The sequence below is a fragment of the Streptomyces sp. PKU-EA00015 genome, assembly GCF_013387495.1.
In the GTDB taxonomy this organism is placed as follows: domain Bacteria; phylum Actinomycetota; class Actinomycetes; order Streptomycetales; family Streptomycetaceae; genus Streptomyces.
This window is the reverse complement of the sequence record NZ_JABZEE010000011.1, coordinates 173,522-185,596: the sequence shown is the minus strand read 5'-3', so window position 1 is coordinate 185,596 and position 12,075 is coordinate 173,522. Positions and strand designations below refer to the sequence as shown.

The window sequence follows — 12,075 nt, the reverse complement described above, 5'->3', positions numbered from 1 at the left end:
ACTACTTGCCCTCCTCGACGAACGACGCCTGGTAGGCGGCGAACTGTGCGCGCTCCTCGTCGACGAGCGCGTGCCCGTCCGCGTACACGTGGTCGAACATCGCCATGTCGTCGGGGTCGGGCATGGCCCGTACCGCCTCGCGCACCCGCTTGGCGAGCACGTCGCTCTCCTCGTCCAGGGCGGCGAAGAAGGCCGCGTCGGCGTGGCCCTCGTTCTCGAGGTACGTCCGCAGGCGCTGGATCGGGTCCTTGGCCTCCCAGGCGGCGCGGTCCTCGTCGTGCCGGTACCTGGTCGGGTCGTCGGAGGTGGTGTGGGCGCCCATGCGGTAGGTGAACGCCTCGACCAGGGTCGGGCCCTCGCCTCGGCGGGCGCGCTCCAGCGCGGAGCGGGTGACCGCGAGGCAGGCGAGGACGTCGTTGCCGTCGACGCGGACGCCGGGGAAGCCGTAGCCCTGCGCACGCTGGTAGAGCGGGACGCGGGTCTGGCGCTCGGTCGGCTCGGAGATCGCCCACTGGTTGTTCTGGCAGAAGAACACGACCGGGGCGTTGTAGACCGCGGAGAAGGTGAAGGACTCGGCCACGTCGCCCTGGCTGGACGCGCCGTCGCCGAAGTACGCGATCACGGCCGAGTCGGAGCCGTCCTTGGCCACGCCCATCGCGTAGCCGGTGGCGTGCAGCGTCTGCGAGCCGATGACGATCGTGTACAGGTGGAAGTTGTTGCTGTTCGGGTCCCAGCCGCCGTGGTTCACACCGCGGAACATGCCCAGCAGATTCGTCGGGTCGACCCCGCGGCACCAGGCGACGCCGTGCTCGCGGTAGGTCGGGAAGACGTAGTCGTCGTCGCGCAGAGCGCGTCCCGAACCGATCTGGGCGGCCTCCTGGCCCAGCAGCGAGGCCCACAGGCCCAGCTCACCCTGGCGCTGCAGGGCGGTGGCCTCGGCGTCGAACCGACGCGTGAGGACCATGTCGCGGTACAGCCCGCGCAGCTCCTCGGCGCTCAGGTCGATGTCGTAGTCCGGGTGCTGGACGCGCTCACCCTCGGGCGTCAGCAGCTGTACGAGCTGGGGCTCGGAACTCTGTGGCTTCTTCGCGGCGCTGACGCGCTTGCTGCTGCGTCGCGGTTTGCGCGCGGCAGTGCTCTCCACGGTCACGTGCGTGCTCCTCCGTCGGTCCGGCCCCCGGGGTCCGCCGGTGTGGCCAGTGCGGCTCGCCCGCGTCCGGACCGGTGCACGGGGTGGGTGCGACGCGGCCGGATTCGGGCGTGACAGGTGCCCCGGCGAACGTCCTGTCAAAGGCACGTTACCCAGTGCGCAGCACTCCTGCGAAACCCCATTTGACCTGCGATTTTGCTTGGATTTCCAAGTAAATCGAGGAAATGCGGGAACGCCACTGGTCAGGGCCGTGCGGACCGCCGGAACGAAGGCACGTTATCCCGCACACCCCAGGCACGGGAAGAGTCAACATGTGAGACTGCCCAGGCACATGAAGAAGGAAAAATCACCCTATTCCCGCTCGCCGACCCCGCAGCCGGGCGGCGCGGCGTCCGGGAACCACTTTCGGCCGAACCCGGCACCGAGGTCGCGGGCGAGGCCGGTACGGCGGAAGACGCCCTGGTCAGGATCCCCGCCACCGCTCCCGACGTGGCGTTTCTCCAGGTGCGGCTGCCGGACGGAAACGGCGTCGAGGTGTGCCGCGACGTCCGTTCTCAGAACGAGAACATCACATGTCCTCAAGGCCGTCCGCGGCGGCGATGCGTCATCGCGGTGCACGGCCGGGGGCGTCACCCGTTCGGGCTAATCCGCTGGGCCCCCCGGCGGGGACTTCGGCCCCCTCCCCGGTGGACATCCGGTGGCCCTGCCGTCCGGGGCCGCAGGTGACGGAGAGGGAAAGGCATGCCCACCGAGGATCACCGCGCCGTCGACCGGCCGGTTTCGACCCGGTCCACCTGCGCGCCGACCCGCGGTCCGTCGTCGTGCACGCGGTCGACCACCTCGAACAGCCACCGGCGCGACACGCAGCGTGATCTAACATCTGGCGGGTGCCGCGCTCATCTGCTATTGCTGCGCCCCCCGTCGACGCCCTTCTGCGCCGCTACGACACCGTGGGCCAACCGCTCTCCTGCCGTCCCGTCACCCAGGGCCTCCTCAATCGCGGCTACCGCCTCTCCACCACGCGCGGCGCGTACTTCCTCAAGCACCACCTCGACGGGGACCAGGCCGCCATCGTCCGCCAGCACAAGGCCACCCGCAGGCTCCAGACGCTCGGCGTCCCGGTGGCGCCGCCCCTGGAGGACGCGGGCGGCGGCACGGTGGCCGTGATCGGGGGCCGCTGTTACGCCCTGCACCCCTGGGTCGACGGCCGGCACCGCGGCGGCGCCCAGCTCAGCACCGCCCAGTCACGGCGGCTCGGCGCTCTGCTGGGGCTGGTGCACACCTGTCTGGCCCAGGTCATGGACGGCGCGGCGAGCCGGAGCGCCGCGTACGACAGCGCCGACCCCGAGGAGACGTTCGCGCTCATCGACGAGCTGCTGGAGCTGGCCCGCGGCAGCCGCCCGCGCGACTCGTTCGACACCCTGGCCGAGCACCGGCTGCTCCAGCGGCGTGCTCTGCTGGCCGAGCACGCGGGCCGCAGGCCGCCGCCGGGCGGCGGTGGCGGCTGGGTCCACGGCGACTTCCACCCGCTGAACCTGCTGTACCGGGGCGCCGAGCCCGCCGCGATCGTCGACTGGGACCGCCTCGGCGTCCAGCCACGGGCCGAGGAGGCGGTACGGGCAGCCGCGATCTTCTTCGTCCAGCCCGCCGGACAGCTGGAGCTGGCGAAGGTCCGGGCGTACGCGCGGGCCTACCGGCGCGCGGCGGACGCGGACCCGGCGGAACTGGCCGCGGCGGTGCACCGGGTGTGGTGGGAGCGGCTCAACGACTTCTGGATACTGCGCTGGCGCTATCAGCTCCACGACCGAAGGGCCGACCCGCAGTTTCCTGCGGCGTCGGCCCTGGCGGTCTGGTGGACGCGGGAGTACGAGGCGGTGTGCGACGCCTTCGCCGGTTGACCCTCCGCGTGCGGCGGTCTCAGCCGCCTTCGTTGCCGGCGGTGTCCCCGTTCCCGCCGTCGGCGCCGCCCGCCGGGTCGGTGGGGACGTCCGTCGGGTCCGTCGGGACGTCGGTCGGGTCGTCCGTCGGATCGCCGGTGGGATCGTCCGTCGGGTCGTCGGTCGGGCCACTGGTCGTCGGGTCGCCGGAGGGTGTCTGCGGCGTGCTCGGCGTGTACGACGGGATGTCGGACGGCGTCCAGGACGGCTGCTCGTCGCCCCCGGTCGTGGTGCCCGGGTCCTCGGTGGGCTCCGTCTCCTCGTCGGACGGCGTGGGCGTCTCGTCCGGCGTGGACGGTGTCTGCGAGACCGTCGGCGTGGTGTCGGGGTTCTTGCCGGAGTCGTTCGCCTTGTTGAACGCGAACGCGATGCCGGCGACCACCGCGACGACCGCGAGCGCGGCCAGCAGCCACACCTTGCCGCGGCCGCCGCGCCCGTGGTGCATGCCGTCGTAGCCGCCGTCGTGCGGGTTCGGCGGCGGCAGGAGCGGGCCCTGGGAGGTCTCGCCGTGCACCGGGTGCACCGCGGTCGGTCCCGTCATGCCGCCGGGCGGGGTGCTCCCGGGGTCGTACAGGTCGACCGGGCCGGTGTTCCAGATGCCCGTGTGGCCGCCCTGCTGCTGGAGCATCTGCAGTGCGTACTGGACGAGTCCGCGCATTTCCTCGGCGCTCTGGAACCGGTCGTCCGGGTCCTTCGCGAGCGAGCGCATCACCAGGCCGTCGAGCTCCGGCGGCACCGCGTCCAGGACCTGGGACGGCGGGACCGGGATGTCCTGCACGTGCTGGTAGACGACCGAGAGCGGCGTCTCACCGGTGAACGGGGGCCGCAGCGCGAGCAGTTCGTAGAGCAGGCAGCCCGTGGCGTACAGGTCGGAACGGTGGTCGACGGCCTTGCCCAGCGCCTGCTCGGGGGAGAGGTACTGCGGGGTGCCCATGACCATGCCGGTCTGGGTCATCGTCGACTGCGCGCCGTGCAGGGCGCGGGCGATGCCGAAGTCCATCACCTTCACCGCACCGGAGTTGGTGATGATGACGTTGGCGGGCTTGATGTCACGGTGCACGATGCCGTGCTGGTGCGAGTAGGCGAGGGCCTCCAGGACGCCGGAGACGATGAGCAACGCCTGCTCGGGGGGCGGGGCTTCGGCGTTGACCAGCAGATCGCGGATCGTGCGGCCCTCGACGAGCTCCATCACGATGTAGGGGACGGTCTGGCTGCCGACGACGTCCTCGCCGGAGTCGTAGACCGCCACCACGGCATGGTGGTTGAGGCCGGCGACCGACTGCGCCTCGCGCGTGAACCGGGCCTTGGAGACGGGGTCCTCGGCGAGATCGGCGCGCAGCAGCTTGACGGCGACGGTACGGCCGAGCCGTACGTCCTCCGCCGCGAACACCTCGGCCATGCCGCCGCGGCCGAGACGGTGCGTCAGCCGGTAGCGGCCGTCACCGACCAGTCCGCCGATGCCCCAGGCGTCCGCCGACTCCGGCACTCCGCCGCCGTCTGCTTCGGGTTCGGGTGCCATCAGTCCTCGCCGTCGTATCTGTCCGCTTGCGTGGTGCGTGCGGGGCCGCTGTCCTCAGGGTGCTTGTGCCACGCCACGCTACAGCCTTCGGACGACAGGCCGGTTTCGAAGGAGACCGGCCATCAAAGCCGCAGTCCACCGGCCCGCGCAAATTCCATGCTGTTCCTGTAACGCTTCCGAGACGCTTCTTGTGCGTACGGTCACGGAACGGGCACCCGGCTTGACGTGTCGGTGCCCTCGGGCAGACTTGGCCCGTAAATCCGGATCAGCCGCGGCCACCGCGCGCACAGGGGGAAGCACGAGATGAGCCAGGACGGCGCACAGGGCCGCTACGCGGGCGGTTCCGTAGCGGGCGGCCGGTACCAGCTTCGAGACCTGCTCGGCGAAGGCGGCATGGCGTCCGTATATCTGGCGTACGACTCCGCGCTGGACCGCCAGGTCGCGATCAAGACGCTCCACACGGAGCTCGGCCGGGAGCAGTCCTTCCGCGAGCGCTTCCGCCGCGAGGCGCAGGCCGTCGCCAAGCTGTCCCACACCAACATCGTCTCGGTGTTCGACACGGGCGAGGACGAGCTGGACGGCTCGCTCATGCCCTACATCGTCATGGAGTACGTCGAGGGCCAGCCGCTCGGCTCGGTCCTCGCCGCGGACATCCAGCAGTACGGGGCGATGCCCGCCGACAAGGCGCTCAAGGTCACCGCCGACGTGCTGGCCGCGCTGGAGACCAGCCACGAGATGGGCCTGGTCCACCGCGACATCAAGCCGGGCAACGTGATGATGACCAAGCGCGGCGTGGTCAAGGTCATGGACTTCGGCATCGCCCGCGCCATGCAGTCGGGCGTCACCTCCATGACGCAGACCGGCATGGTCGTCGGCACTCCCCAGTACTTGTCGCCCGAGCAGGCCCTGGGCCGCGGCGTGGACGCCCGCTCCGACCTGTACTCGGTCGGCATCATGCTCTTCCAGCTGCTGACCGGACGGCTGCCCTTCGACGCGGACTCGCCGCTCGCCATCGCGTACGCGCACGTGCAGGAGGAGCCCGTCGCCCCGTCGACGATCAACCGCTCCCTCACCCCCGCGATGGACGCGCTGGTCGCCCGGGCGCTGAAGAAGAACCCGAACGAGCGTTTTCCGAGCGCGGCCGCGATGCGCGACGAGTGCGCCCGGGTCGCGGGCGCCGGCCACACCGGCGCCCCCGTGATCATGGGTGGCGCACCGGCGAACAGCGGCTCGGGTGTCGGCTCCGCCGTCTTCCCGCCGCTGGACCAGGCGACGCCCGCCCCGCAGAGCGTGCAGACGCCCTACCAGCCGGGCCCGTACGGTCCGCCCACCCCAGCCCCGGCGCCCACGCCGCACTACGGCTACCCGGCCCCGGCGTACCAGACCCAGCCCCCGGCGGCCTCCACGCCGCCGCCGTACACCATGTCGCCGGCCCCGGCGCCCGCGTCGGGCGGCGGCAAGCGGAACATGCCCGTGATCGTGGGCGCCGTCGCGGTGGCGCTCCTCGCCGTCGGCGGCCTGGTCACGGCGATCGCGCTGAACGGCAACGACGAGGGGACTGAGGCGGGCGGGGGCGGCGACCCGTCGACGAGCGCGTCACAGGACGCGAGTTACAAGGGCCCCGAGCGCAACCGCACGATCGACAAGACGAAGTGCTCGAACCCGCAGGAGGGCTACGACGACCCGTCGAAGGTCCAGGCGCCGAACTTCGTCTTCAAGGACGTCCTGTCCGTGAAGGAATGCGCGGACACGATGGGCTGGAAGCTCAACATCAAGGAAGTCGCCAACGCGCAGTGGGGCGAGGACATCGTCCTCTCGCAGTTCCCGCTGGCGGACACGGAGATCTCCGAGAAGAACACGACGTTCATGCTCGAGGTGTCCACCGGTCGCGCCGACTAGGGTCTTTCGTTTGGATCAGGCCGGATCAGTGAGCGGGGTCTGGTGCGTGCGATCGCAAGGCGGAGGAGGGAGACAATGGCGGAGCCATGGCGACCGACGACAACGCGGCGAGCGTGCGTGCCAGGGCCCGCGAGCCCGGCATGATCCAAACGAGAGACCCTAGTCCCCCAGGCGGCCGTGTGGAGCGGCCCGGTGATACGCCGTTCGGCCGAGGTCCGGTACACCGTCCGTGTACCGGGCCTCGGCCGTTGGGCGCAGGCTTCCCGCCGGAGGCGCTGCCCGAGCCCGAGTGCCCGAGATGCCGGATCTGTTCCTCCATGTGACGCTGAGTCCGTTCTCGATCAGTTCGGCGACTCGGTGCCCCGTCACGGGAGGCCCTCCGGTGATTCCACAACTCCGCGCCCGGTGCGCGATCACCGTCGCATCGCTCGCGCTGACGGCTCTTCCTCTCGCACCGGCCGCGCACGCCGAGCCGTCCGAGCCCCCGATGCCCCGGCCCGTCGTGAAGCCGTCGCCCGCACCCTCGACCTCGTTCGCCGGGCGGCAGGCGGGCCAGGGCCGGCCGCGGCCCGGACGGCCGCAGCCGACGGGGACCGGGAGCGCGAGCCCGTCCGTGGACCCCGCGCGCAGCGTCACCTCCCCCGCAGCCTCCGCCTCCGAGCCCGCGCGGCGCTCACCGAAGCCCTCCCGCTCCGCGGCGCCGTCCCTCTCCGCCCCGGGGCAGGCGCCCCGAACGGCAGACGCGGGGGACGATCCCCCTCCTGCGGATGACGGGGCGCCCCGAGGGGACGAGGACGCCGGATCCGCAGGCGCAGGGTCGCCCGTGCCGCCGCACTGGACACCGGCCGAGGCCGGTGACCAGGGACCTCATTCCGCGCCCGCGCCGGTCGCGCACCAGATCTCACCGCTGTCACTGGGCGTCGGCATGGCCCTGATGGGCCTCGGGATCGGCTTCCTCGGCATCCGTCTGCGCCGCCGCTGACACAGCCGTCCTCCTCAAGACGGACCCCGCACGTCCTTCCGGCGACGGTTGGCCGCAGGCGGCATACCCGGTATACATACCGAGTATGTCGATCCGTCACGGGCTTCTCGCCCTCCTGGAGCCCGGCCCGCGCTACGGCTCCCAGCTCCGCTCCGAGTTCGAGTCGCGCACGGGCGCCACCTGGCCGCTGAACGTCGGCCAGGTGTACACGACCCTCGGCCGCCTCGAACGTGACGGCATGGTCGCCCAGGACGGCGAGGACGAGGCGGGCCACACGCTCTACGTCATCACCGACAAGGGCCGCGCCGAGCTCCGGCAGTGGTTCGCGGCGCCCGTGGACCGCAGCAGTCCGCCGCGCGACGAGCTCGCCATCAAGCTCGCCATGGCGGTCGGGACGCCCGGCGTGGACATCCGCTCCGTGATCCAGTCCCAGCGCCGTCACTCCGTGAAGGCGATGCAGGACTACACCCGGCTCAAGGCGCAGGCGCTGGCCGCGATCGAGAGCGGTGGCTCCCAGGAACGCGACGACGTCGCCTGGCTGCTGGTGCTGGAACAGCTGATCTTCCAGACCGAGGCCGAGGCCCGCTGGCTCGACCACTGCGAGATGAGGCTCACCAGGCTCTCCGCGGCGGCCCGGCAGGACCCGCCGCCGGCCGCGCCTCGTGCGCCGTCGCCCGCGCCGGACCGGACATCGGCCTCGGGCCGGCGCCCCGGACCGGCGTAGGGCCCGCTGCGGCTTCTTCGACGGGCACGCGGCAGCCCGTGTATGCCCAGGGCGTCCGCCCCGGCCGCTCTCCGGCCTCCCGAGGCCCCTTTCGACCTCTCGTACACCGCCCGTGTGTACTCACCCGCTCAAGGGGGAAACCATCCATGTCCCAACACCCGTCACCACAGCCACTTCCGTCGCAGCAGCCCGTACTGCAACTCCAGCAGCTGACGCGCGTCCACGGCAGCGGAGCCACCGAGGTGCACGCCCTGCGCGGCATCGACCTCGACGTCTTCCCCGGTGAACTCGTCGCCGTCATGGGCCCGTCGGGATCCGGCAAGTCCACGCTCCTCACCATCGCGGGCGGGCTCGACCTCCCGACGTCGGGACGGGTGATCGTCGAGAACACCGACATCACCACCGCGGACCGCAAGACGCTCGCCGCCCTGCGCCGCCGCAGCATCGGGTACGTCTTCCAGGACTACAACCTCATTCCCGCCCTCACCGCCGCCGAGAACGTCGCCCTGCCGCGTGAACTCGACGGCACCTCGGCCCGCAAGGCCCGCACCGAAGCCCTCGCGGCCCTGGCGGAGATGGAGCTCGGCCACCTCGCCGACCGCTTCCCCGACGAGATGTCCGGCGGTCAGCAGCAGCGCGTCGCCATCGCCCGCGCCCTCGTGGGCGAGCGCCGGCTCGTGCTCGCCGACGAGCCCACCGGCGCCCTCGACTCCGAGACCGGAGAGTCCGTGCTGGCGCTGCTGCGGGCGCGCTGCGACGCCGGCGCGGCCGGCATCCTGGTCACCCACGAGCCCCGGTTCGCCGCATGGGCCGACCGGGTCGTGTTCCTGCGGGACGGCGCGGTCGTCGACCAGACCGTCCGCAGCGACGCGGACTCGCTGCTCTCGGGCCAGGCGGCCGAGCTGTGACGACCTGGTACCACTCCTGGCGGGCCGCGATCCGTATCGCGCGCCGCGACGCCTGGCGCTCCAAGGGGCGCAGCTTCCTGGTTCTCGCGATGATCGCGCTGCCCATCCTCGGGGTGAGCGCCGCCGATCTCACCGTGCGCAGCGCCGAGTTGTCGACCGAGCAGAGCCTGGCGCGCCGGATCGGCGCCGCTGACGCGCGGCTCTCCGATCCCGGCATGGGCGGCGTCCCGATCCTCCAGGCCCCGGACGGCAGCAACTACACTCCGGCCGAGGACTTCGAAGACAAGCCGTATCCCGAGGGCAGCACGGACATCGCCAAGGTTCTGCCCGCGGGCGCCAGGACGCTGACGGACACGACCGGCTACGCCAAGCTCCGCACGACCCACGGTCTGCTGCCGACGGAGATCCGTGAGCTGAAGGCCTCCGACCCGATGGCCCGGGGCATCATGCCGGTCGTCAGCGGCAGGCTGCCGCAGAAGTCCGACGAGGTCGCCGCCACCACGCACTTCCTCGAGAGCAGCGGTCTGAAGGTCGGCTCGAAGCTGACCGCGCGCGGCTTCGACCGCGCGTACACGATCGTCGGTGCGTACGAGCTCCCCGACGCACTGGACACCGACCAGGTCAACGCCCTTCCCGGCGCCCTGATCGCCCCGCTCGCCAAGGCTCTGGAGGCCGCCGGGCTGCCGGGGCCCTCGGCCGGCACGAGCCTTCTCGTCACCGTTCCCGGTGGTTTCACGTGGAACACGGTCCAGGAGATCAACGCCAAGGGTGTGACGGTCCTTTCCCGCACCGTGGCCCTGAACCCGCCCGCCGACTCCGAGGTGCCGCTGTTCCAGAAGGAGGACTGGGGCAACTACGAGGAGAGCACCGCCGCCAAGGCCGCCGCGCTCGCCGCCGTGGGCACGGTCGTCGGTCTGGCCATGCTGGAGATCTGCCTGCTCGCCGGTCCCGCGTTCGCCGTGGGGGCACGCCGCTCGCGCCGTCAGCTGGGTCTCGTGGGCGCCAACGGCGGCGACCGCCGCCACATCCGGGCCATCGTCCTCGCGGGCGGTCTGGTGATCGGCGTCGCCGCGGCCGTCGCGGGCACCCTGCTCGGCCTGATCCTGACCTTCGCCCTCCAGCCGGTGCTGGAGGACTACATGGGCCAGCGCTTCGGCAGCTTCGACATACGGCCCCTGGAACTCCTCGCGATCGCCCTGCTGGCCGTGCTGACCGGTCTGCTGGCCGCGATCGTCCCCGCGATCACGGCGTCCCGGCAGTCCGTCCTCGCCTCCCTCACCGGCCGCCGCGGTGTGCGCAGGAGCAGCCGTGTGCTGCCGGTCGTCGGCCTGGTCGCGGTCGCCCTCGGTGCCTCCATCGCGCTGTACGGGTCCACGATGACGGACCAGTTCGTCGTGGTGGCGGGCGGCAGCGCCCTTGCCGAGCTGGGTGTGGTCGCGCTGACCCCGGCCCTGGTCGGCCTGTTCGGCCGGACCGGCCGTCTGCTGCCGCTCTCTCCGCGGCTCGCGCTGCGCGACGCCGTGCGCAACCGGGGCCGTACGGCTCCCGCTGTCGCCGCGGTGCTGGCCGCGGTGGCCGGCACCGTGGCTGTGGCGACGTACGCGGCGAGCGAGGACACCCAGCGCAGGGCCGAGTACCAGGCGCAACTGCCGCACGGAGCCGTCTCGGTGACGATGGACGAGGCGGGCGGGCGCGACGTCCCCGGTGTGCGCGCCACGGTGCAGAAGCTGCTGCCCGTCGACGTGCGGGCCGATGTGGACCGCATCGCCGTCGGTAAGAAGAACTGCTCGATGTACGAGCCGCGCGAGGGCTGCGGCCGCTACGAAGTGATCGTGCCCAAGGCCCACGAATGCCCCATGTGGACGACGGACGTCGCCAAGCCCGGCCAGGACCCGGCCGCGAAGTTCAGCAAGGCCGAACGCCGCAAGCTCGCCAAGGACTGGCGCTGCCAGGAAAGCGGCGGCTACGGTGTGCCCACCGACGGCGGGCTTCTCGTCGGCGACGAGAAGCTGCTCAAGGTGCTCGGCATCGACGACCCGGCCGCCGAGAAGGCCCTGGCCTCCGGCCGGGCGGTCTCCTTCGACAAGCGCAACGTCAACGCTCAGGGCTCGATCGACATCCGGCTGATCACCGACATCGAGGCCGCCGACAGGGCCATGGAGCAGGGCAAGGAGGCTCCCGGCGAGATCAGGAGCCTGCCCGTCCACCAGGTCGCCGGCACGCCGGAGACGTACGGCGTCAGGCTCGTCGTGCCGCCGACGGCGGCCGAGAAGGCCGGCTTCGACACGGTCCCGATCGGCGCCTACTTCTCCACCGAGGAGATGCCCACCACCGAACAGCGTCAGAAGCTCGACGACGAGCTCGACAGGACGGGCGCGGACATCAGCCTGCACGTCGAGGAGGGCTACACCAGCGAGAACAGCATCGTGATGCTGGCACTGACCGTCTTCGCCGGACTGATCACCATCGGTGCGGCGGGTATCGCCACGGGCCTGGCGCAGGCCGACGCGGAGGCCGACCTGAAGACGCTGGCCGCCGTCGGCGCCCCGCCGCGGGTCCGCAGGACGCTCAGCGGATTCCAGTGCGGCGTGGTCGCCGCGATGGGCGTGGTGCTGGGATCGGCGGCGGGAGTCCTGCCGGCCGTCGGCCTGCGGCTCACCGAGAAGCGTCAGCAGATGGGCTGGTACCAGGAGGCCCTCGACAACGGCTGGGGCGCGGGCGAGCTGCCGTACGTGCCGATCGTGGTGCCGTGGGAGACGCTGGCCACGCTGCTGGTCGCCGTGCCGGTCGGGGCGGCCCTGCTGGCGGCCCTGGTCACCCGCTCCCGCGGGGCGCTCGCCCGCCGCGAGGCGACCTGAGAGGACCCGCCCACGGCCGTGCGCTGCGATTTCGTGCCCCCGCAGGAGGGTGGATCACCTTCCTGCGGGGGCACACCGTGTGGTGACGCCCATGTACG

Annotated in this window: 8 protein-coding genes and 1 pseudogene; 7 read left to right on the top strand and 2 right to left on the bottom strand. The window is 71.9% G+C overall.

From position 1 onward, the window contains the following. Position 1: 1 nt before the first annotated feature. Positions 2-1,150: a pyruvate dehydrogenase (acetyl-transferring) E1 component subunit alpha gene (gene pdhA / locus HW130_RS11470; RefSeq protein ID WP_177149378.1), complete on the bottom strand. Its 1,149-nt coding sequence runs from the start codon at positions 1,148-1,150 to the stop codon at positions 2-4. 345 nt (positions 1,151-1,495) lie between these two features. Between pdhA and HW130_RS35850 the strand changes: the two are divergent. Both HW130_RS35850 and HW130_RS11465 read left to right on the top strand, forming a co-directional pair. Continuing rightward, positions 1,496-1,726: pseudogene (locus HW130_RS35850) on the top strand (response regulator); the annotation flags it as partial. Between the two features lie 311 nt (positions 1,727-2,037). Beyond that, positions 2,038-3,048: a phosphotransferase gene (locus tag HW130_RS11465; RefSeq protein WP_177149377.1), complete on the top strand. Its 1,011-nt coding sequence runs from the start codon at positions 2,038-2,040 to the stop codon at positions 3,046-3,048. A gap of 19 nt (positions 3,049-3,067) precedes the next feature. Here the strand turns inward: HW130_RS11465 and HW130_RS11460 are convergent, their stop codons facing one another. Beyond that, a complete protein-coding gene (locus HW130_RS11460; protein ID WP_177149376.1) occupies positions 3,068-4,606 on the bottom strand; it encodes a protein kinase in 1,539 nt (512 codons plus the stop codon). A gap of 303 nt (positions 4,607-4,909) precedes the next feature. Between HW130_RS11460 and HW130_RS11455 the strand changes: the two genes are divergently transcribed. The 5 genes from HW130_RS11455 (at position 4,910) to HW130_RS11435 (ending at position 11,977) form a co-directional block, all read left to right on the top strand. Then, a complete protein-coding gene (locus tag HW130_RS11455; protein ID WP_177149375.1) occupies positions 4,910-6,505 on the top strand; it encodes a protein kinase in 1,596 nt (531 codons plus the stop codon). An 823-nt stretch (positions 6,506-7,328) separates the two neighbouring features. Next, the gene (locus HW130_RS35845; protein ID WP_256356027.1) at positions 7,329-7,487 is read left to right on the top strand and encodes a hypothetical protein; all 159 of its coding nucleotides are present in this window, start codon (positions 7,329-7,331) and stop codon (positions 7,485-7,487) included. Between the two features lie 85 nt (positions 7,488-7,572). After that, positions 7,573-8,211 carry a PadR family transcriptional regulator gene (locus HW130_RS11445; RefSeq protein ID WP_177149373.1) on the top strand — a complete coding sequence of 213 codons (639 nt, stop codon included), beginning with the start codon at positions 7,573-7,575 and terminating at the stop codon, positions 8,209-8,211. Positions 8,212-8,357: 146 nt separating this feature from the next. After that, positions 8,358-9,119: an ABC transporter ATP-binding protein gene (locus tag HW130_RS11440; RefSeq protein WP_177149372.1), complete on the top strand. Its 762-nt coding sequence runs from the start codon at positions 8,358-8,360 to the stop codon at positions 9,117-9,119. Then, positions 9,116-11,977: an ABC transporter permease gene (locus HW130_RS11435; RefSeq protein WP_177149371.1), complete on the top strand. Its 2,862-nt coding sequence runs from the start codon at positions 9,116-9,118 to the stop codon at positions 11,975-11,977. Before HW130_RS11440 ends, HW130_RS11435 begins: the two co-directional genes overlap by 4 nt. Positions 11,978-12,075 lie beyond the last annotated feature (98 nt).